The sequence below is a fragment of the Microbulbifer echini genome (genome assembly GCF_041447225.1).
GTDB lineage: Bacteria > Pseudomonadota > Gammaproteobacteria > Pseudomonadales > Cellvibrionaceae > Microbulbifer > Microbulbifer echini.
Genome location: NZ_JBGMEL010000017.1, coordinates 41,402 through 63,625, shown reverse-complemented (window position 1 = coordinate 63,625; position 22,224 = coordinate 41,402). Strand labels below are relative to the sequence as shown.

Annotated in this window: 17 protein-coding genes and 1 pseudogene; 12 read left to right on the top strand and 6 right to left on the bottom strand. The window is 46.3% G+C overall.

The window, feature by feature from the left end:
• Nucleotides 1-34: 34 nt before the first annotated feature.
• Both ACCI51_RS15860 and phhA read right to left on the bottom strand, forming a co-directional pair.
• Nucleotides 35-511 carry an Lrp/AsnC family transcriptional regulator gene (locus ACCI51_RS15860; RefSeq protein ID WP_299587972.1) on the bottom strand — a complete coding sequence of 159 codons (477 nt, stop codon included), beginning with the start codon at nt 509-511 and terminating at the stop codon, nt 35-37.
• A gap of 311 nt (nt 512-822) precedes the next feature.
• On the bottom strand, nt 823-1,629 hold the full coding sequence (phhA, locus tag ACCI51_RS15855; protein WP_371844445.1) for a phenylalanine 4-monooxygenase: 807 nt from the start codon (nt 1,627-1,629) through the stop codon (nt 823-825).
• A gap of 193 nt (nt 1,630-1,822) precedes the next feature.
• Here phhA and ACCI51_RS15850 point away from each other — a divergent pair, with 193 nt between their 5' ends.
• Nucleotides 1,823-3,247: a TyrR/PhhR family helix-turn-helix DNA-binding protein gene (locus ACCI51_RS15850; RefSeq protein WP_371844443.1), complete on the top strand. Its 1,425-nt coding sequence runs from the start codon at nt 1,823-1,825 to the stop codon at nt 3,245-3,247.
• 6 nt (nt 3,248-3,253) lie between these two features.
• Here the strand turns inward: ACCI51_RS15850 and ACCI51_RS15845 are convergent, their stop codons facing one another.
• Nucleotides 3,254-3,571 carry an Mpo1-like protein gene (locus tag ACCI51_RS15845; protein WP_371844442.1) on the bottom strand — a complete coding sequence of 106 codons (318 nt, stop codon included), beginning with the start codon at nt 3,569-3,571 and terminating at the stop codon, nt 3,254-3,256.
• A 142-nt stretch (nt 3,572-3,713) separates the two neighbouring features.
• On the opposite strand from ACCI51_RS15845, the gene ACCI51_RS15840 reads away from it, so the two are divergent.
• Together ACCI51_RS15840 and ACCI51_RS15835 are read left to right on the top strand one after the other, a co-directional pair.
• On the top strand, nt 3,714-4,937 hold the full coding sequence (locus tag ACCI51_RS15840; RefSeq protein WP_371844440.1) for a CaiB/BaiF CoA transferase family protein: 1,224 nt from the start codon (nt 3,714-3,716) through the stop codon (nt 4,935-4,937).
• Nucleotides 4,938-5,145: 208 nt separating this feature from the next.
• Nucleotides 5,146-5,511, top strand: a complete 366-nt coding sequence (locus ACCI51_RS15835) for a VOC family protein (RefSeq protein WP_299587985.1) — start codon at nt 5,146-5,148, stop codon at nt 5,509-5,511.
• Between the two features lie 1,793 nt (nt 5,512-7,304).
• On the opposite strand, the gene ACCI51_RS15830 is transcribed toward ACCI51_RS15835, so the two are convergent.
• Nucleotides 7,305-7,562 (bottom strand): hypothetical protein, encoded by a 258-nt coding sequence (locus tag ACCI51_RS15830; RefSeq protein WP_371844439.1) that lies wholly within the window; start codon nt 7,560-7,562, stop codon nt 7,305-7,307.
• 1,302 nt (nt 7,563-8,864) lie between these two features.
• Between ACCI51_RS15830 and ACCI51_RS15825 the strand changes: the two genes are divergently transcribed.
• The 9 genes and pseudogenes from ACCI51_RS15825 (at nt 8,865) to ACCI51_RS15785 (ending at nt 19,887) form a co-directional block, all read left to right on the top strand.
• On the top strand, nt 8,865-10,265 hold the full coding sequence (locus tag ACCI51_RS15825; protein WP_371844438.1) for a tryptophanase: 1,401 nt from the start codon (nt 8,865-8,867) through the stop codon (nt 10,263-10,265).
• A gap of 240 nt (nt 10,266-10,505) precedes the next feature.
• Nucleotides 10,506-11,204, top strand: coding sequence for a TetR/AcrR family transcriptional regulator (locus tag ACCI51_RS15820; protein ID WP_371844436.1), 699 nt, complete (start codon nt 10,506-10,508; stop codon nt 11,202-11,204).
• A 241-nt stretch (nt 11,205-11,445) separates the two neighbouring features.
• Nucleotides 11,446-11,577 (top strand): hypothetical protein, encoded by a 132-nt coding sequence (locus tag ACCI51_RS15815; protein ID WP_299589294.1) that lies wholly within the window; start codon nt 11,446-11,448, stop codon nt 11,575-11,577.
• 1,170 nt (nt 11,578-12,747) lie between these two features.
• The gene (locus tag ACCI51_RS15810) at nt 12,748-14,127 is read left to right on the top strand and encodes a PIG-L deacetylase family protein (protein ID WP_371844460.1); all 1,380 of its coding nucleotides are present in this window, start codon (nt 12,748-12,750) and stop codon (nt 14,125-14,127) included.
• A gap of 840 nt (nt 14,128-14,967) precedes the next feature.
• Nucleotides 14,968-15,132: pseudogene (locus ACCI51_RS15805) on the top strand (IS3 family transposase); the annotation flags it as partial.
• A gap of 410 nt (nt 15,133-15,542) precedes the next feature.
• Nucleotides 15,543-15,920, top strand: coding sequence for a BlaI/MecI/CopY family transcriptional regulator (locus ACCI51_RS15800; RefSeq protein WP_299588275.1), 378 nt, complete (start codon nt 15,543-15,545; stop codon nt 15,918-15,920).
• A 20-nt stretch (nt 15,921-15,940) separates the two neighbouring features.
• A complete protein-coding gene (locus tag ACCI51_RS15795) occupies nt 15,941-17,437 on the top strand; it encodes a M23/M56 family metallopeptidase (protein WP_371844434.1) in 1,497 nt (498 codons plus the stop codon).
• Between the two features lie 3 nt (nt 17,438-17,440).
• Entirely contained in the window at nt 17,441-18,814 is a 1,374-nt protein-coding gene (locus ACCI51_RS15790) for a M23 family metallopeptidase (RefSeq protein ID WP_371844432.1), read from the top strand.
• Nucleotides 18,815-19,014: 200 nt separating this feature from the next.
• On the top strand, nt 19,015-19,887 hold the full coding sequence (locus ACCI51_RS15785; RefSeq protein ID WP_371844430.1) for an alpha/beta hydrolase: 873 nt from the start codon (nt 19,015-19,017) through the stop codon (nt 19,885-19,887).
• 362 nt (nt 19,888-20,249) lie between these two features.
• On the opposite strand, the gene ACCI51_RS15780 is transcribed toward ACCI51_RS15785, so the two are convergent.
• Both ACCI51_RS15780 and ACCI51_RS15775 read right to left on the bottom strand, forming a co-directional pair.
• Nucleotides 20,250-20,501, bottom strand: coding sequence for a DUF1330 domain-containing protein (locus ACCI51_RS15780; RefSeq protein ID WP_371844429.1), 252 nt, complete (start codon nt 20,499-20,501; stop codon nt 20,250-20,252).
• Between the two features lie 175 nt (nt 20,502-20,676).
• On the bottom strand, nt 20,677-21,321 hold the full coding sequence (locus ACCI51_RS15775) for a hypothetical protein (protein WP_299588260.1): 645 nt from the start codon (nt 21,319-21,321) through the stop codon (nt 20,677-20,679).
• Nucleotides 21,322-22,224: the final 903 nt, after the last annotated feature.

The following is a 22,224-nucleotide window of genomic DNA, read 5'->3' as shown; positions in this document are numbered from 1 at the left end:
CAGCTAAACCCTTCGCGATGCGGCCCCCTCGGAATTACTCCGGATTCTCCGAGGGAATAGGTAACTCAGTGGTACTTTTGATTTGCTCCAGGGCAAAGTTTGAAATGATATCGCTGATGCCTACGTGCCGGATCAACTCCTTGTAAAAGCGGTCATAGGCGGAGATATCGCCCACAACCACCCTGAGAAGGTAGTCGTAATCTCCAGCCATGCGGTAACAATCCACCACCTCAGGGAGCTGTGCCACATGTTTGGAAAAAGCATCAGCCCATTCCGGCGTATGTTGGTCGGTTTTGACTTGGGCAAAAACCGACACCGGCAAGCCGAGTATCTCCGCATTGAGCAGTGCGACTTTGCGGCGGATGATGCCGCTTTTCTCCAACTTCTGTACCCGGCGCCAGCAAGGAGTTTTGGTTAGACCTACACGCTCGGCCAGCTCCTCAATCGAAAGGCTGACGTCCGATTGCAGAATAGCGAGCAGGTGCCTATCAATCGCGTCAAGTGAGGACATAGTGCTACAGCGCTCCCATAACCAAAGGCCTTGTGTCCCTGCGTATCCTTTCGGGCCATCACTGGCATTGCCCCGGCGGTAATTTGATGTTCTGGGTGGTTACAAGGCTGGCAGGTCGTTTGCCTCCTCCTTTACCACCTGACGTAACGATAGGCTCAGGGCAATTGCGCCGGTAGTGGAATTTTCCCCAAGTGCAATGTGAATGAGAGCACTTTGTGCAAAAGGGAATCGGGGGCTGGCGGGTGGGTGAGGGTAGTACTGTTTCAATCAAAGAGACGAACCGGGCGCCACGGTGGCGCCCGGCCAATGCGTCAGGCAGCGTTCTTTGGTGGGAAGCGGGGCTCGAACAAACCGAGTTGAATGGCCTCGCGCACCTTGGCCATCAGATCGATTTCGGTGAGTTCCTGCAGCTGCTGTAGACTGCTCAGCACATAGTAAATCGGCTGTACTATATCGATACGGTACGGCGTTCGCAGGGCATCGATCGCAGTAAAGTCGAAGCGCTCAGGCTGATTACTGAAGGCGTACAGGGTTTCCTTGGGCGAGGAAAGGATACCACCGCCGTAGATACGTAACCCATCCTCGGTGTTGAGTAGGCCGAATTCCACGGTAAACCAGTAGAGCCGTGCCAGGTAGGCGCGTTCTTTGGGGCTGGCCTTGAGGCCCAGCTGCCCGTATTTCTCTGTGAAATTGGCAAAGGCCGGGTTAGTCAGCATGGCGCAGTGGCCAAAAATCTCATGGAAAATATCCGGCTCTTGTAGGTAATCGAACTCCTCAGGGGTGCGAATAAAGGTGGCAACCGGAAATTTGCGATCGGCGAGCAGGCCGAAGAAGGTTTCGAAGCCGATCAGTGCGGGCACCCGCGCCACTTCCCAGCCGGTCTCCCGGCGCAGTACTGAGGAGACTTCCTCGAGTTGGGGGATGCGATCACGGGGCAAGTCGAGCAGCTCAAGACCGTGCATATACTCATCGCAGGCACGCCCCGGCAAAATATCCAGCTGGCGCTCAATCAGGCGCTGCCAGGTTTGGTGTTCCTGCTCGGTGTACTCGATAAAACCTTCAGTATTGGGCTCTCGAGCCACATACTTGGTGCTCTTCTTGGCGGCTTCATTTTTCATAATTTTGTCTCCTGCGACCCACCAGTCCGATTAGTGACGAGGCTTGTGGCTGTGCCGCTGAATCCTTGTTGTTATGTGTCTTCTGTATTTTTAGTCAGGGTCCTGCCTTCAGGGGAGGCTTGGCAGCTAAGTATTGTGCTCTTTGCCACAAACCTTTTACACTTTCTGTAAAGAAATGTTTACAGGTGGGCCGGTGAGAGTTGAGATAACCTGTACGAATCGTGTGGGCATTTTGCATGAAATTATGCAAATATTCGGTGAATATCGCATTAATGTCACCTCGGGAGAGCTGGGTGGTGACAGTGGCGACAAAGTCTATTTGCTGGCGCCAGGGATGCTTGCCACCCAGTACCAGACCATTGAAAAGTCCCTCTATCGTGTACCCGGAGTTCAGAGAGTCAGGCGTATATCCCTGCTGCCCCTGGAGCGGCGCTATTTTGAACTGGACACATTACTGCAGCATGTTACAGACCCAGTGCTAAGCGTTGATCACGCGGGCCGGGTTATCGCGGCAAATGTTGCCGCCGCACGCGCCTTTGGAGTCAGCTTGGACCGCGTGCCCGGATTACAGTTACAGCGTTTCCTGCCGCTGATGCAGGTGGCCGAACTACTGAGAGATTTTGCGGTGCCCCGTTATGGTCTCCCGGTGGTGGTGCGTGGGCAAAATTTTCGTGTAGATTGGTCGCCTATCGCTCTGGATAAGCCTGGAGATGTGGATCCCCTTGCCGGAGCCGTTTTGCGTATGCAGCCGTGGGAGAAAAGTGAGTTTATCGCAGGCCTTCCCCGGCCCGTGGCTTTATGGGATTTTGATCTGCGTCGTGAGAGTTGCCTGCAGTTGCAGGATCTTGCCGAGCTGGGCTCGCCACTGCTGATTTACGGTGAGGCGGGGAGTGGCAAGACTACCTTTGCTTGCGCGGTGCACTATTTGTCCCCTACCGCTGCCCGTGCGGACTGCCATCGCATTGTGCCGCAAGACGGAAAACTGGAAATACCCAAACACTTGCGCGCCAGTGGGACGCTTATCCTGGACGACTTACACCTTTTAAGGAGTGAAGCCCAACTGGCCGTACTGCGTCACTTGCGAAGTCTGCCTTCTTCTATTCGCTTGGTGGCCACTTGTACCGCTCCCCAGTCCTTGGTGCCGGCCCTTGCTCAGCGATTTAGTGCGCTCTGCATGACGCTGCCGCCCCTGCGCAATATGCGCCCGGTGCTGCCGCGCTTTGCCGAAACACTGCTTAGGCAAGAGCTTCCTGAGCGGGAAAGGCCGGATATAGGTGCGGAGGTACTCGATTTAATCCGGCGGCAGGACTGGCCAGAAAACTTTAATGGCCTGCGAGACTATTTGATGGCTGCTGCAGGTAGTTGTGAGCGCCGTAGTGCCAGCGCCATTGCTCTTGAGGACGTGCCGGATTTAACGGCACAGAAAAGTTTGTCCTTGCGGGACTGGGGCAGGGGACTTAGTTACAGGGAGATGATGGAGCAGCTGGAGCGATCTTTGCTCAGCGAGTTACTGGTGGGGCGAGCCTCCACCAGGGAGTTGGCCAAAGAGTTGGGGATTTCCCATACAGCAGTCGCCAACAAACTGCGCAAATACGGTTTGTCGGCGCAGAAGAAATAATCTGATTCAGCGCTCTATACGCCCCAGTAGCATATCCTTAAACATCACAAAGTCCCCAAGAAAGCTGTAAAAGGGGTACTTAAAAGTAGCCGGGCGATTGTGCTCAAAAAAGAAATGCCCAATCCAGGCGAAGCCGTAACCAGCTAAAGGGGTAGTGGCAAGCCACAGCATATTGCCGGTGGTGATTGTGGCGATCACGGTAGCGAACACCAGGCTGGTGCCAATAAAGTGCAATCGGCGGCAGATTCGGTTGCGGTGCTCTTGCAGGTAGAACGGATAAAAGTCGCGGAAAGACTCGAATTTTTGGGCTTCTATAGCGGCCATGCTATGCCTCCTTATTTTTATTGCACCAGCAGTGTAAGGCGAATTCCGCAGTCTTCCAAGTTGGGCGCCCCTCGGTAATATCTGTTAGTCTGCCGCAAAAATGTATCGGGGATACACCCCGTATTAGCGAAACGAGGAAGTTATGGCAGGACCACTCGCGCATCTCAAGGTACTCGATCTCAGTCGTATTCTCGCAGGTCCCTGGGCCGGACAGGTTTTCGCCGATTTTGGTGCGGAAGTGATCAAAGTAGAGCGCCCTGAGCGTGGCGATGACACCCGCCACTGGGGGCCTCCCTACCTCAAAGATGCCGCGGGCAATGACACTGCCGATGCCGCCTATTACCTGAGTGCCAATCGCGGTAAAAAATCCGTTACTGTGGATATTACCACCGAAGCTGGCCAGGACCTGATCAAAAAGATGGCCGCCCGTTGCGACATCCTTCTGGAAAATTACAAGGTGGGAGGTCTCAAAAAATACGGCTTGGATTATGACTCCATCAAGGCGATTAACCCCGGAGTTATTTATTGCTCCATTACCGGCTTCGGCCAAACCGGGCCCTACAAAAACCGTGCCGGCTACGATGCCATGATTCAGGGTATGGGTGGGTTGATGAGCGTAACAGGTGTTCCTGAGGGGCAGCCAGGTGCCGGCCCGCAAAAAGTGGGGGTGGCGGTCGCTGACCTGATGACGGGCATGTATGCCGTTTCCTCGGTGCTTGCCGCCGTGGTACATCGGCAGCAGACTGGAGTGGGGCAGCATATCGACCTGGCCCTGCTGGATACCCAGGTAGCCTGGCTTGCCAACCAGGCGCAGAACTATCTTACTTCCGGTAAAAGCCCTGCGCGCCAGGGTACCGGCCACCCCAATATTGTGCCCTATCAGGCCGTACCTTCTCAAGACGGCTACTTTATGTTGGCCGTGGGCAACGATGATCAGTTCAGGCGTTTCTGTAAGATCGCTGGTATAGAACCGCTGGCTGAGAACCCTGCTTACGCGAGCAACTCCTCACGTGTCATGGCCCGCGATGAACTGATACCACAAATCGAAAACGCCACCCGCCAGCAGAATTCCACCTGGTGGTTGGAAAAGCTCAGCGATGCCCATGTCCCCTGTGGGCCAATTAATACTCTGGAAGAGGTTTTTGCCGATCCCCAGGTGCAGGCACGCGGCATGGTGGTGGAGCAGGAGCACCCGCAAGCCGGAAAGGTAAAAACCGTGCGTAACCCGGTGATCTTCTCCGAATCGGCCCTCGATTATCAACAGGCCCCGCCAGTATTGGGTGAGCACACTGAAGAGGTTCTGCGCGACTTATTGGGGCAAGATGAGGCGCAAATTAATCAGCTGCGGCGTAATGGCGTTGTCTAATTACATTATCGCCCGGTAGCCTGTTGAGCCGGGCTCAAATTACGATATTGAGCCAGATATTGCTGGGAGTGAGGCAAAGAATACCTCGCTCTCGGGACACGCCGCGAATACATCCCTTAAGGTTTGTATTTGGCATCCAAGCCTCATAGGGCCGAGAGTGGGGGATTTCTTGCCTAGGCTTTTAAAACGAATAGCACAGGGAAGCGTTATGCAACTGGACCACTTCAATATCACCGCACCTCGAGATCAGCTGTTGCGCGTACGAGATTTTTATATACAAGTCCTTGGTCTCACCGAAGGCGAGCGGCCGAACTTCAAGAGCAATGGTTTTTGGCTCTACGGCAACGGCAAACCAATCGTTCACCTGATGGAAGGCGAGGTTTCTGAAAAGCAACCTGCTAAGCCCTACCTGGATCACGTGGCTTTCCATACGGATGATCTTCAGCCGATAAAAGAACGATTGGATTCAATGGGCATTGCCTGCAGGCAAATGGATGTACCGGGCCGCAACCTCAGGCCGCTGGTATTTTTTGATCCGGTGGGGATTAAGGTTGAGGTGAATGCGCTGGTATGAATGCTCACAAGTTCCTAAACGGCCGGTAAAGTCTGACTACAACAGATCCATAGCCACGACACAATAGCCGCTAACCAACATGAGGGTACTGCGACGGGTAAGCTACAGCATGGTGAAGAAAGGAGCATTTGGGGAGGTTCTGGTTACGCGGGAGTGGAAAGTTGAGGGCTTAAATCTAAAGATATAGAGTGGTACATAGCAGAGAAATGAAGTCGCTTAAGGCACCGTCCGAATTTTTCTGAGTTGCGAAAGGTAGAAAAATAAAGACGCAGGTGGGGTGAAAGTAGAACATCCATTCCGATATATAAATAATTTCTTTGGCTATGGAAAAGTACGTTATTGAGATTTAGGAAAAACACTCGATGTTTGTTTTTGCTGGCCAGATTTGCCAACGCGTTAAATCGGTTAAATGCTGATTTAAGCTAGTAAAAATGGAGATGGCTGGGCATGCGAATTAAAATTTCGAGTTAAAAATAGCCATTTTCGCTGTGTGAAGCATGAAGCATGATGTAAGGCTAAAGGTTAATTTTTCAGAGCATCCCTGAAATGGTCCAATTTGAAAGACGGGCCTTTCACCATACTTAAACGCTCATCACGCGCGATATACAGAGGGTTCTTAGCTTGGTTGCCTGGGATTGCTTAGCGTATACGCTGTCGAATTAAAAAAAGTTTAGAATTTCTGGAGTTTTCTTCATATCGGTATGAGCGGGGTTGAGATCTACTTAAGTCGTACAGGTGACAAGGTCTCTTTCATCTAGTGAAGCCTGAGATTTAAATTGCCCCTCCAAAAAAGCGAGCTGTACATTTTTTCTCAGCGTTGGTCTGACACTTGGGTGCTCATAGGCTGGACCTTATGATATGGTCCCCGCGAACTCATGGCTTTGTAGAAAAATTGAACAGCTGGGTAGGTTTTCTGATCTTTCAGATAGGTAAGGCTGATTCTATTTTAACAATATGTTAGCCTTTGCATGGATTAGTTATTTATCTGCCGAGTAGCTTAAATAAGCATCAGTGTTAACAGGTTTCTACATTCAATTAAGTGGGGCTTGTAACTTGATAAGTTAGGGACGTCCTGTCTAGCGTAGGATATCGTAAGCTCCGCTTGTGAAGTATTTTTTGGATTTATAGAATATGAGAGCTTTAAAAATATCGGTCATATCGGTCTCAATCTTATTTTCTGGTTGTACACTTTTTCTTGGTGAGCCAGACCGTAGGGTTGAGCGATTTAGTGATTGGGAATTATGCACAGAGTTAGCGGATAAAACTTTTAAATATCACTCTGAGTGGCATTGGGCTATAGCAAATGAAATTAAGGGTCGTGATCTGGAGTCCTCAGATAGGTGTAAGTCAACGTATTCTGCGAGGATGAATCGCTTTATGGCTAAGAGCAAGACTAAGCCTATGTCATTTGATGATGCCCTGAACCATGATTTTAATTAATTTTATCATAGGAAATCTAAGGTAAGGCTCGTATATCATGGGGTCTTGCATTCGACTCTGAAGTGTATCACCCTTTAGGCTGCTGCGGCAGCCGTATTTTCACCTAAATTCTGCCTGGGAGTTTTATAACCCAACGTTTTTCTGGGGTGATTATTTAAACGTTCAACAGCCGCTTCGACATTTGTTTGGCTCACAAACTTGAACTCCGTATTTAGCGGAAAGTACTAGCTCAGCAAGTCATTAGTGTTCTTTTTTAGACTTCTCTCCCAAGAGGCATACAGATGCGCACTAATTGTTTATACGACTCAAATAGTGCAATGGTAGCCTCGGTGAGCAATTCTACGGTTTTGCGCTCAGCCTGCTGAGAGAGTGAGTTTGCTCTTGCGATCTACAGTATTGTCCAGTGCATCACTATGACTTTTACCTAGAACAGTATCAATTTCCCAGTCTCCGATGCGGAATTTATCATCACAATTTGTGGTCGCTGGTCGCTGGTCGCTGGTCGCTGGTCGCTGGTCGCTGGTCGCTGGTCGCTTTTGATAGTGTTCTTGATGGTGACTTTCCATTCGCTGGTTTGTCGTAGGGCCTATCGCTTCTCCGCAGGTTCTCATACAGGGCCCCGCCACGCTGCTTTTCAGCCCAGGCATACCGGTAAATGGTTTCATGGCAGATTGACAGGTTTTTTTCTGCTCTAGTTAGTCGGAAATTTTCTTTGGGCTCCATTGGCGTTTCAGCTTGCTCTCAATCCGTGCAGTGTACTTGGGTAGCATTTTTGTAGACACTCTTGTCTATATAGGCCGCACTTCAGTCATCCGTGGGCTTGCTTATAGCGGCAGCGATTGCCTCCTCTATTGAGGGCTAATTCCCTTGGGGTCGGAAGTTGTGGATATATTGAGTTTGTGTAGCTCAGTGAATTTAGCTTTATTGCTGAGTACAGAGATCGGGACATACAATTTTGCCTCCCCATTTCTAAACCATAAAGGATCATTAACAGTTGCATCTGCAGCGTTAGAGTTTTCAGTAAGCTTATTGCTGAGTGATAATCTAAGTTTGCTTCCATCGACAGTTAGCATTTTAATATCGGTTGCTTTGCTTGGAGTTACATCAGTCGGGTGCCCCCAGGAATGAAATAATGGCTGCCCCGTACCAATAAAGCTGTTAGCTTCGGATGCATAGTCGCCAGAGTGTATTGCTTGATCATTTGAATTTTAAAGGTCAGATTCGTGAATTACGATATAGAGCTGGCGATATACTCAGGTGTTGCCAACTATAGCCTGGTGTAAGCCATCACGGGCGTTGAAGTTCCTTGCCACGAGTTTTGGTTTGTTTGGGAAGCTTACCTCTAGCGTGGTTATAATCGCGGGGGCTGAGGAATAAGTTCGATCAACGGTTTATGTCGCGTAGCTGGCCCCATTTAAGTCGAGGCCAGGATATTGTATGTCAGTGTTAGACGAGTCGAGCTTTTGAGTTTCGTACTTGAAAGTTTTGGCGTGTGTCTCAAAGGCTAAAAGAACTGCGGAGATTGTTGTTGCTGTAACGGCGTGTTTAAAAAACATATAGATCTACTGTTAAAATTCTAAATTATTTGCACCAAGAAATTTCTACTAGTAGGTAATGCAGTTCCGATTAACTTGGTGCTCCAAGAGAAATCACATATCAATAAGAAATCCTCAAAGGTGAGATGCAACCAATAATAGAGCCAAATAACTTAAAAATAATTCATTCAAGGAGCGTTCTATTAAATCGCTGCTTGATGATATGCCTGCCGATGCTGGGTAGGGTGGCTCTTGTCCAGGCCGTCTCTCCATTCGCCTATTGATCTCTTCATCTGTACTATACCTGTGTTAAAACAGCATGCAGTGTGACCGAGCTCTAAAGCTCAGTTCTCGCTGTCGGGATTTATAAGGAAAATAATGATGAAGCGTATTCCTGAGCCATTCCGTATCAAGATGGTTGAACCGATCAAAATGACAACCCTGGCCGATCGGGAAGTCGCCTTGGCGGAAGCCGGTTTGAACCCTTTCTTGCTGCGTAGTGATGATGTTTATATCGACCTGCTGACCGATTCCGGTACTGGCGCTATGAGCGATAACCAGTGGGCTGGTTTGATGTTGGGGGATGAGTCCTATGCGGGAAGTCGCAACTACTACAATCTCTGTAATGCGGTAGAGCATTTTTTTGGTTATAAATTAACCGTTCCCGCGCACCAGGGGCGTGGCGCTGAGCAAATCCTGTTCCCCGCCTTGATAGAGCGTATGCGCCAAGTGCGTGGCGGTACTACGCCGGTATTTATTTCCAACTATCACTTCGATACCACTGCGGGCCATATCGAGCTGAACGGGGGTAAGGCGATCAATGTGGTGGATGAGCGCGCGTTTGATACCTCGATGGCTTATGACTGGAAAGGTAATTTTGACTTGGACAGGTTAGTCCAGACCATTGAAGAACATGGAGCGAACAATATTTGCGCGATTATCACCACGATAACTTGCAATAGCTCTGGTGGGCAGCCGGTCTCTATGGCCAATATGCGCGCGGTGTATGAGATCGCTACCAAGAACGATATCCCGGTGGTTATCGATTCGGCGCGCTATTGTGAGAATGCTTACTTTATTAAGCAGCGCGAAGACGGTTATCAGGATAAGTCGATCCTGGATATTATCCGCGAGATGTATCAGTACGGCGATATGCTGACCATGTCTGCCAAAAAAGACCCAATGGTAAATATTGGCGGCCTCTGCTGCATTCGCGATCATGAGGAGCTGTTTCAGGCTGTGCGCACCCTTTGTGTGCCTATGGAAGGCTTCGTAACCTATGGTGGCATGGCGGGTCGCGATATGGAGGCATTGGCGCGGGGCCTTTATGAAGCTGCCGATGAAAACTTCCTACATTATCGCATCAGTCAGGTAGCCTACCTCGGTGAGCGTTTACGCGAGGGGGGGGTGCCTATTCAGTATCCGACAGGTGGTCATGCGGTGTTTGTAGATGCCGCGAAGATTCTGCCGCATATCCCTCCAGAGCAGTTTCCCGCACAGGTATTGACTAACGCTCTGTATTTGGAGGCGGGAATCCGTGCGGTGGAAATCGGTTCCTTATTGTTGGGGCGGGATCCGGAAACCGGTGAGCAAAAAAAGGCCGATCTGGAATTAATGCGGCTGACGATACCGAGGCGTGTCTACACCAATGATCATATGGACTATATTGCCGACGCTATTATTGAATTACAAAATCGAGCGCACGAGTTAAAAGGTTTGACCTTTGAGTATGAACCACCGGTACTGCGGCACTTTACCGCTAGATTTAAAGCGCTCTAATTCACTTTCTGGCTTGAGGAAAAGGGCTCCTTCGGGAGCCTTTTTCCTCTTCGTGGAGATTGCGGCTTGGCTTTCACTAAGCCCCATATTCACAACCCTCGGGCATCTGGATAGCGCTTATTAAAGCCTGCTGAGCAAGAATACCCTCTCAATTTTGACCATTAAGTCTATTTTTCCTATTGAGAGGCGGGTCTTATTGCTATTTAATTAATCGAGCAATTAACTAAATAGGGGATCAGGGTGACCGTAACTACACCCAGCTGCGGCCGTGGCCGCGGACGGCCAAAGGACCCAAAACGTGAAATGCAGGTGCGTGAGGCCCTGATGCAGTCCACTTATGTACTCCTTCGTGATAAGAGTGTTCGAGACATATCTATCCGCGAGATCGCCCTGGGAGCGGGGGTGAATTCCGCCATGATTAGCTATCACTTTGGCGGAAAAGAAGCGCTTATTATTGAGGTGATGCGCAGCCAGTTTATGCTGTACGGCCCCGAATTCCTCAATACGGGGCTGGGCGGCAAAGAGCCTTCTGTTGAGATGTTAAAAGAGGCTATGGCCCGAATTATTCGTCTCTATATTCGAGAGCCCTGGATACCTCGTTTGATTGTGAGCGAGGTGGCAGCTAAACCTGGCCAAATGCGCGACCTATTTACCCGCAGGCTGGCTTCTGAGCTGGGACCGAAGCTGCGTGAGCTGTTAGATGTGCTCCAGTCTAGCGGTCATCTGCGCCAAGACCTTGATACTAATCTGATGCCCATTTCCTTTATTAGCCTAATTGCTTTCCCGTTCGTCACTGGCGATCCCCTCAAAAAGGTGTTCGCCTTTATGCCTGATGAGAGTAATGGGGAAAAGTGGATAGAGCACTCGGTACAATTTCTACTCCATGGAGTGGCGAACACTCCTATAGCCGTAGATCAGAAGAATAAAGGATCTAACTGAAACACCGATGAATCGCCATCTAGTGTGATCAACGCGAATTAGCATCTTGGCTATGGTGTTTGTAATGTACAAGCACCCGTCTGAACACGACGCAATACAAGTAATGATCGTCAGGTTCACGCCCTGGATGTACAGCAACTGCGAGCCAAGGCCGCTACTTATAGTGAGGCAACACCCAACCCTAAGAGTGATCGCAGAAAAATTATCCCCTCTGCTGCCCTGGCCCTAAAAGTTGATGAGCATGCTCTTATCGTTGAGTGAGAAAGAGTTGGCGCTCAAGCAGGGGGCCGTATCAACCTGGTCTATGACCCTGGAGGAAGCGATGGATAAAGCACGCGATACCTGGCGCGAGGACCTTAGTAAAATTCTTTGAGTGATCGTCATTCTCAACTAAAAACCCCCTTCTAAGCACGGCAGGCTGCGCCATCGCTGGCTCAGAGCTGGACGAACTAAAAGCACTTCCATCCGTTGATAAAATAGATCCATTGCTACGAAGGTGTTGTGAGTGGTTTACACCGGGGTAAACTTCAATGAATCGTACACTGGCGTGCAACCGCACCCCTCCAATCTAATGCCAGCCATGTTGACAACCAGCTACATACAGCCCACCAGAGGATGGAGATTGATGAGGTCAAATACCGTGGGAAAAGTTATGGAATCCAGGCGTGTGGGTGCGTAATTCTATAGGGTCCTCAGACACCTCGACGAGTTGGTAACTGTCTACCCGGCTACCATGTAGTGAGTTCTCATGAATGCTGTGGTGGTTCTTAAAATGAATGGGGCTACGCCAAAACCAGCATGATAATAGCGAGCGCAATGTAAAGGTATACGCCGAAAAAGCCGAAGTAGATCCAGTTCAGGAATCCTTTCTGATGGCACTCGCTGAACGTTCTTCGGTCTTTATGTGGCCCTGTAAGAGGTAGTGGGGGCGAGAATTTGTCGTTGTTTATAGCGAACATACCTCTCTTGAGTAAAAAAATGCCTATTTGCCTATTTGCCTATTTGCCTATTTGCCTATTTGCCTATTTTAATGGCAAGCGAGTTAGGCGCTTTAGTTAACCCTAGTGGTTTCATGGAAAAGTTGGAAGTTGTTATCGATAATTTAATGCGGGACTATAAAAAATTATTACTTTCGTGAAAACTGGGGGTGTGTTTGTTGTCTGTATTTAGTGTGTAGCCCATATATTCTCTTTCCCTAAGCAGTCAATGATGCTATTGCAAGATTAACAAAAAGGTAAGTAAAAATAACAACGAAGATAAGGTGAGAGGGAGTGGTATTTGTTGTTAAAGAATAGCGTCTGGCTGGGCCTGTGTAAGGTGGCTCATATTATTTCTGGGTCGATTTTTCTCTAGGTGTTTAGGCTATATAAATTCTGAATTTTCATGTGCTACTCTGATATTTGCCAAGTGCAGCAGGGCACTCTGCGTGAAGGTTGGTTTATTTTCTATTGCTAAATACTCCTTTTTCACGTAGGGGAATAATGGCGAAGTTTTGGTGGTGCATCCCCACTCCTTTGCTATACGCCGGAAGGAGTAGTGTGTGATGTTAAAAATTAATATTCCGTCAGTTAAGGTTTTTGTCGTTATATTAATTGCGGTAGTGTTTGCTGTCGCCGAAAAGCGTTTTTCCATATATCCTTACGAAGTGGATAGGAACTATGAGTATCTATTTGATAATACAAATGCAACAGTAACTCATCTTGCTTTGAGGGGCGGTAAGTTCACGTTGCCTAAAAGGGATGATGTAAATCGATCAACCTTTCTCGAGTTAAATGTTAATACGACATTTATGGGTGAGTATCTCCAGCCTGGCGTAGAGGTTGGCATTGGAGATTCAACTATTACTCAGTATTTTGAGCATGGTGCAAAAGGGATTCGATATATCAATATTAGCTCTCTGTCTTATGGTGGGGGAGAGGAGGTGAGTTTGGATGGAAAACATACTTCAATTAATGATCAATCGGTGCGGCTGATAGATTTCAAAAATCCTGATATAAAAAACCTCAAGATATTTGTTCTTGCGCCTCATCCTGATGATGCCGAAATAGCAGCTTACGGGTTGTATAGCGATAATAAAAACTCATACATTGTTACGGTTTCTGCAGGAGATGCTGGGGAGTATAAGTATGATGAAATATATGAAAATAAGGCGCAGCATTATTTAAAAAAAGGAGAGATAAGAACCTGGAACAGTATTGCGGTGCCATTGCTGGGTGGCGTAAAACCAGAGCAAGCTATAAACCTTGGTTTTTTTGACGGTACAATAAGGAGAATGTTTAAAAATAAAGCCAGGCCGGTAAGTGCGATTTTCACAAATAGTTCGGATATAAACACTTACAGAAAGATGAATGTTTCGAGTCTTAGCGCTGGGTTGTCTGGGGGGGCGGACTGGAACTCTCTAGTAGAAAATCTTCGGTACTTATTGCTGGCGATAAAGCCAGATCTAATAGTTGCACCATACCCGCTTTTAGATAGTCATGATGATCATAAATTTTCATCGGTTGCATTATTTGAGGCAATAAAAAAGGCTGATATCCGGGCTGGGCATCTATACTTGTATTCAAATCATTTTTCTCTAAATGATTACTTTCCCTACGGTAAAGAAGGTGGGGCTATTTCGCTCCCGCCTAACTTTGGGAGTGAAATATATTTCGATAGTGTTTACTCCCACCCATTGTCCCTTTACAAGCAAAAAGAAAAGGTGTTTGCTTTGGAGGCAATGAATGACTTAAGGCTGGATACTGAGTGGCGTTTTTTTAAAGGAAGCGTTAAAAACCTTTTGCGAAATTCCAAAAATATTATTTTGGGCGAAGAAAATAGTTATTATAAAAGATCAATTCGGTCGAATGAACTTTTTTTTGTGGTGGATATAATTAATGTCTATGATGAGGGTGTTTTAAGTAGTCTGATAGGCGAGTTGTAGGATGTTGTTGATCGCTGCACTTCATTTTACCTGCTTATTAATGGTTTGGAAAATTAAGCTAAGCTTGGTATTTCTTGAGTGCTAAAATTATCCATCGGACTAGGTCTGTCAAACATTCATATCTAATATTTCTCATAGGGTAGAGTGGGAATTTTTATCTCTTCAATTCATTTGAGAAAATCTGTGTGAGTTATTCGCCGCGAATTGTAAAGGAGGTGTAGTGATTTGGAGGTTTTTGAATCTTCCTACTATAAAACTATTGGGGTATAGGTTATTTGGGTGAGCGCGAGTTAATGCCTGTTTGAAAAAAATAATAAACTGCTGGAGGCTGTCTGATTTTTAGTAAGTCACTTATGCGAGCAATTTTGCGAATAGCCGACTGTTCTGTTGCCTCTATTCAGTTATATGCATCTGAGATATTTTGGGGGCTTTTATTATTCCGGTGGTGGTCAACTTTTCCTTTCTTCGCGAAGTCAAGCTAGGTGTGATTACCTACTCGTACCGACATAACAGCATCTGCAGCTGAGCGCTTTCAGTACAGTAGGCAATGTATGTTTGAGTTTGCAGGGGTCGGTTTGATCCTACCCTCTGAAGTTGGCCGGCTGACTTTGAGTGATATCGTCGTGCTCAGCGAGATCAGGTGAAATAATGACCAAGTCATCAAAGAAACGATTTGCTCCAAGTTCCGGCTTGAGGCAGCGCAATTTGCAGTTGATCAGAATGACATGCTGAAAGAGGCTTGTGAAGGCATGGGGGTTAGTAAATCCACCATGGCGTCATGGGTCCGCAAGTTGCGAGCGGAACGAGCTGGTAAAGCTCCAGAGGGCGCTGCTATCACGGCCGATCAATTGCGTATTCAGAAGTTTAAAAACAGAGTGGGTGCTGGAAATCGGCTACAAATTATTCCCCTCGGCACAACAGGGAAACGCCAGTTACATCATAGGTTACTACAGCCAAATAAGGCCTCACCAAAACAATGTTGGGTTGCCACCCAATATGGCGTAAGAAAAATAATGGAATGCTCAAAGTTCGGTGGTCAAAAAAGTTGGCTGCTACAAGTTGCCCTGGTGTCTTGGTTGGGCTGAGCTCTATACCCAGTAGGAAATAGGTAAGATAGCTACCAGGATATGCCCGTTTCATCTCTGAAAGTGCTTGTTACATAGCTAGCTTCCTCTATGCCTCTTTATCCTTTCATCGTAATCACTTCTATGGCTACCCCGATGTCCTCCAAAAGTTTGTAGCTTATAAGTCTTTTGGTGTGTGTTGCTCTATTGCAGCTGTTAGCTTCTGGTTGAAAAATGATCAAGTCTCAGGTCGATACTTGCTGAAACATACAATTTGACCGGCTGCGACACTTGTCGCATACTTGTGCATTGTGTAGCGATTGTGCGTCTTGAGTCATAAGAAGAAAATCAATGAAAGAAACCAAACCCTCTCCCTCAGAACTCTCCTTGCTGAAAGCACTTTGGAAGCAAAGCCCACTAAGTGCTCGAGAAATACATGAAAAGGTGAAGTTTGAACTCCAATGGTCTTATTCCTCGACCCGGAAAACGCTAGACAGAATGCGTGATAAGTCGCTGGTAATACAGTCAGAGGTGCACGGTATCCAAGTTTATAAAGCTGCCCTCGATAAGGTCGAGACACTTGCCAAATATGCTACCGACTTTGCGACGCGGGTTCTTGAGTTGGATGGTCCTCTTCCTATCGCCATGTTTGCTAATAGCAAGTTAATGGATGAGAGGGAATTAGAAGAGTTACAAGAAATGTTAAATAGCTGGCCAGATGAAGATTAAAATGGAGGTTGTGAGTTAATATGCTGGAAATAATATCTTCTCTATCCCCCTATGCACTCAACCTTCTAATTGTATCTATTTTTACCCTTTTGTGGGTCTGTTTCATCTATATTTGCGTGCGTAGTTTTATTTCTTTAACTGGCGCCAAGCTAAGGGTTATTCATTATTGGCGGAGCTTCTGGCTGTGCGCTTTATGTGTAATTAGCTTGCCATTTTTCCTTGCACAATGGTTAGATCTTTCAGCGGCGCGCCTTATTCCTGAGTTAAGCTATGATCTGGTATTACCTGCTGCAGTTCCAGACCCGAACCAGAACGAAAGTCCTGTAGCGGAAAATAGGACACTAACGCTGAACAGTGTCGATACTTTCGCAGCTTGCTGGATGATTTTATATGTTGGTGGGGTATTTTTAAGTCTGCTATTGATGCTTCGAAAGCAGTATAGACTGGCGAATGAGCTGGGGATATCTGGTGAAGTTGTTTTTAATAAGCAGGTTGTTGGCGACCTACTGTGCAGGTCACAATATGATTACCTGGCTAAAAATAATATTGAGGTGATTTTTACCAAAGCTAAATGCTCGCCATTTGTCTTTGGTTTAATTAATCTAAAACTCGTTTTGCCAAGCTATTTAATGTCGATGGATGCCCGAGAGAAATCGCTAGTCATTGAGCATGAGCTAACCCACATCAAAAGGCGTGACCCGATATTGATCATGTCTGTTCATATATTGGGTTGTTTTTTGTGGTTTGCTCCGTTTATTCGGTGGTTTAAAGAGCAATTTCTGTGGGCTGTTGAGCTTAGCTGCGATCGGCAAGTGTTGAGGCGCTCTGCTTCTGGGAGTGGAAAAATATATGCTCGGGCAATGTTGCGTACGCTACGACAGTGCGCGGAGACTGCTAGCTATAAAGGGGGTGTCGCTTTTTCAACATTTGATACAGTCAGCCAGGTCTCTTTCTTTAAAAGAAGAATGATAAATATTATGGATGCTTCACATGGAGGTACGCCCCCTGAGAAGTTGAAGCTGGGAGTGTTAAGGGTATCACTTATCTTCTTTACTTTGCTTTTTACTGTTGGTGGAGTTTTAGTTAATCCTGGTTTGTCGGCAGCTAGTCCTGATGGAGGGGGTTGGATAGTGCCGATTCAGAATGCCCGTGTAAGCAGCCAATTTGGTGATTTGAGCTCCATTAGAAAAAATCCGCATCGAGGTACCGATTTCGTAGCAGCGCTGGGGACGGTGATAGTGGCACCTGCTGGTGGCGTTATTGTTGTTTCAACCGATCACTATAAGCATAAGAATTACGGAAAAATTATTATTATTGATCATGGAGATAACTCCCAGACACTTTATTCACACTTAGATTCTAGGGAGGTAGAGGTTGGGCAAAAGGTAAAAGCGGGTCAGAAAATTGGAACGGTTGGTGTTTCTGGAAAGGTAACCGGTCCTCACCTTCACTTTGAATTAATAGAGCATGGTGAGCGAGCCAATCCTGAGCATTTATTGTCCCTGTGGTTTGGTTGATGTATGGAGAACCTGCAATCTAAATCTGTACTAAATGCGCAGACTCCCTGTCAGTATTCAATGGTCTATGGAGGAAAGATTCGTAAGTTTATTGCCATCTTACTAGGGATTTTTCTGTCGCTAAAGTTGGTGGAGGCGAAAGCTCCTTCCCAGAGTGCAGATATTTATAAGTTTAACACTGGTGTTTTATCAAAAGTTTTATCTTTTGAGTCAGATCAAACTCCTTTAATGTTAGTTGAAGGGGCTATTGATACTTTAAAATCACAAGCTACTGCTGTTGCCACAGTGAATGCGGTTGATTTGGAAAAGGATGTTTTTCTTTCTAAAAATCAAGGCCTACTATCCTTGCTGGCTGAAAATATGATCGTGCGTGAGGATGCTATTATAGTTGTGCGGATCTTATCAAAGTACCTCGATGTGAATACTCTAGCGGTTGGGGAGAGATTTCGCTTGGTATTTGATGGGCGATCACGGTTTCAGAGTATTCGTGTAAGCTTGGGATTTGCAGAGAGACTTGAGGTTAAGAGGGACGATCAGGGGTTTTTCGCTGTAAAGTATAAGAATTCAACCACCTTGCAGAGCCATTATGTTGAAGGTGAGATTGCCGGGAGTTTCTATAATACCGGGCTAAGGCTTGGTTTATCTCATGCAGCTTTAGCAAAGTTGAATGAGATTCTAAGTTATGAAATAGATTTTCAACGTGAGATTCTCTCTGGTGATCAATTCACTGTGTTCTATAACACGGTGCGGGACGACATAGATGGCAGTGAAATTTTTCATTCCATCAAGTTTGCGGAATTGGCATTGGCAAATAGCATAGTGACACTTTACCGATATCAAGATGAAAAGTCTGGAAGCGTTGATTACTACCACCCTGATGGGAAAAGTTCGAGGAGCTTTCTAATGAAAACTCCACTAGAGAATGCACGGTTATCTTCCTATTATGGTAGGCGTAAACATCCCGTTCTGGGGTATACCAGAATGCATAATGGATTAGATTTCGGTGCGCCATTGGGGACTCCCATACTGGCCGCTGGAGATGGAATAGTAGAGAGGGCTTCTTACTTTGGTAGTTTTGGGAATTATATCCGAATTGGTCATAGATCAGGTATTCAAACTGTTTATGCGCACCTGAAGGGTTATGCTAAAGGCATTAAATCGGGTGTAACAGTGGAGCAAGGGCAGGTGATAGGCTTCTTGGGTGCTACGGGTAGAGTTCAGGGTCGGCATCTGCACTATGAAGTTCATAAAAATGGTAAGGCAATAGATCCTCTTGGATTGGATCTTCCAGCTTCAAATAATTTAACGGGAAAAGCACTGGAGGTTTTTTATAAGCATATCGATCATGTTAATAATGATTTGAGTGTTTATAGGTAGTCGCTGTTCTAGGGAGGGTATCGCTAGGTCAGTGTGAGCCGAGCAATCTCTCGATTAAGCCAGTCATTAGCTGTTCCTCTTAGATTTCGGGGCTATCTAGTTTCTGAGTGTTTTTGTAGGATTCCTTTGTGTGGTTTTCCTCAATTTAATGCGTCAGGACGGATAAGCATTATTTTAAGATTAATAAAGGTAGAGGTTGTATGTTTAGGTTTGTGTTCACGGTGGTAATTTTCTTTTCATATTTTCAGGTCGCGGCTGAAGAGGTTGTGGTTCGGGAATCGAAAAATTTTGAAATAGAGGGGGGTAAAATATTTACAATTCAGTCAAAAATACTGGGGCGTAAATATGATATATACATTAAAACCCCATCAGGGTACTCCGAGAGGAAAAATACAGGGAAAATATATCCTGTACTATACCTTAATGACGGGCCCTATACTTTTAAGGTGGCTGCTGGCATTGCACACTTGAAAAGTATGGATAAGTCGATAATGGTTGGTATCGCTTTTGCCCATGGCGAAAATGGTCAATTTAGCCGGGTTCGAGACCTCACTCCTGTTTTGGATCCAAGTTGGAAGCGCTATAAAACTGGAGGTGCGCCAGAGTATTTGAGGTTTATTGAGGATGAAGTTATTCCGTTTGTTGAGGAGAACTATCGGGCCAGCTCCTCTAGAAGAATCTTGGTGGGTCAATCTCTTGGGGGGTCTTTTGGTGCCTGGGTATTATTGACCAAGCCTGAATTATTTTCCAGCTATATCCTAACAAGTCCATCGCTTTGGTATAAAAATGAAATAATTTTTGACCTTGAGGAAGCGTACTCAAGAACGCACACTTCCCTGAATGCTAATGTATATTTAGCGACGGGTGCTCTGGAAACTACTGAGAATGACAGGGTGCGAAATGATATGGTCAGCGGGCATAGGAAGTTTGTTGCGCGTTTAAGGTCGAGAAAATTACAAGATTTTCATCTTGAAGATGAAATAGTAAGCGGGGCTGATCATTACTCAACATTCCCGGTTGGATTAGCGAAGGGTCTCAGGTGGATCTATCAAGATCGGTGGGGAATGCTATAGTTATCAGTTGGCGTGACGAGCAAGTCATTTCATTCTGTTCTTTTCAGGGAGCTTCTGAGAATCTGTAATTGAAAATTATGTTCTGAGTTTTAAAGCTGTCAGTCAATGACTTTTCCATACCCAGTGCTCAGGGATTTTTCGGGGGTTACCCATAAATAGAGGCGTCCCACGGCTGACCAGAATAGGTCGAGCGAGCAGAGAGAAAAAAACTCAGATCTGAGCTTGCTCTGCGAGCTGCTTGACTTAAGTGTGTAAAATAATATTTAGGTGAGGGTTAAGTAGGGTTTTTCCCTGCTGATGTGGGGCCCATTAATTTTGGAGTCCTTTGTGAAAGATTAATGTGTTTATAATTTTTCAGTATATCAAATCTCAGGCGTACCAACCACCTCAGCTTTTTTCCGGGATTTATGTAGCGCAGGGCTGTTAACGAATGCCTCCGCTTTCTCTTTTGAGGGAAATTTGTGAATAACGGTAATATCACTCGTATTGTCCACATCCCGATAAATGGATGTATCGGTGGCTCCCATTTCTTCGAGGGTAGGCATAAAATCTGTGAGAATCGTTTTCCACTTATCAAAGTCTTTCAATTTGGCGTGCATGAATAAGTAGATCATTGCAGGTAACTCCGGTAGTGGATTAGCGTTGTGCTATCGGTGAGATAACTATAGCACTGGATGATCTGCGTTCGTGTGGACGTTGGTATCCCGACAATGAAGATTGCTATTCAGCATATTCATTGTCGGGTCACTGGGGATAGGTCTTCAGATTGTTGCGCTTAACTTGCGCTGACTATATTCCCATTACTCCAAGTTTGCAGCCTTTGTTTTTAATTTTAACCCAGCTACTCATGAAGTTCACCGGAGATGTATAGGCTTCATAGATAACGGCTTGTCCCCATGGCGTCACTGCGCCTTGCATGGGTTTGGAGTAGGAAAATGCTTCCATTACCCAGGCGCTCTTTGTGACGCAATCTCCGGAAGTTGGGAAGTTGGAGGTTAGTGTTGGCTTGTGATTGTAAACCAGACTGGTGGCATTCAATAGTTGTTGAGCTCTGTTAACGACGGTGGCTACCTCGGTATCTGTTGCAGGATGAACGTAAATTGTGATGTCGTTGGCTGAGCTTGGGTAGAACATAACATCATTGACTGTGTTGTGAGTTTGACCTGTTGCCGAGTTTTGCGCCCAGGTTTGCCAACTACTATCACAAACTTCATCCCAGCTCTGTAGGCCATTTGCGTTCACTACAAATGGTGAAACGTGCCCGCCTCCGATCGTCTTCTTTATGTTGCTTAATGACGTTAGAGTTTTTCCTGCTTGTATCATCACGCCAATGCAGCGCATATTGGCTTGAGTGACTCCCAGAGCGGCGCTTAAATCAGCCAGCATGTCATTGCTGCTGGTGGCGACAGTACGATTCCGGACAATGTTGGGCATGGTTTGTTCTCCTTGTCTATATCGAGCGACTGAAATTTTTCTTAAAAAATGTTCTAGATTAACAATCTAGATGTGATGTTCACAAAGGGCGAGGACCTCGCATGCTACCTTATGTCGAATTTTTTTTAGTTTGTTGGGAGCGTTTTACAATTTTTTTGATTCGCTAGTTTTTTTATCTTCTGTGCGGGGTGTGTTTTTCTCGTTTCCGCCTCTTTAATAAATCGTATTAAAACGAAAGGCCCACGATTGGTTGTGGGAGAAGGTTCGGGGAAAGCGTTGCTGGAAATGTCACTTCTATCGAGTGGCATAGAATTCTCCTTGGAAGCGGCTATGCCTTTTGGTGCCCACCTGTAAGTTGGTGTTTGGTATACCAAGGTGCGGGAGCTCATTTGTTAGGGTGGCTAGGTTTTTTATATTTCTTTTTTTGTTGAGAGAAATGATAACTATGTCCTGGCATGTAACGCAACAAGTACGATCGTTGGGTTGTTTTATTGTAGAAAATTCGAAGATCTCCGAGTCAAAATTTCACATTGTTAAATTTTTCGTCGCTTTTGGTAACCGCTATTAAGTTAACGGGAGGTGTTAATCAAAAATATTCCACATGCCTGTTGGGTGGCTGCTTGCTTAAGGAGGTGGGTCGAATGGTGTCATATGTTTTCAATGTTAGAGTCTGACGCATAAATAATCTTGCTGGCAGGTCATTTACGGTTGGTGCCTGCAAAGTCAGTTTCTTTAGTTGGTTTGGCGAAATGGATTAATGGTTAGCTTTTAAGATTTCTTCTATGGCGTACTATTTCTAAATTGACTTGCGTCAATTTTGAATTTGAGTGAAGTGATTTAGGTTTTTCTTTGCGTTGTTTTTGAGAGGTCTGTCCGGAAAAGGGATTTATGGGATTGCTTTAG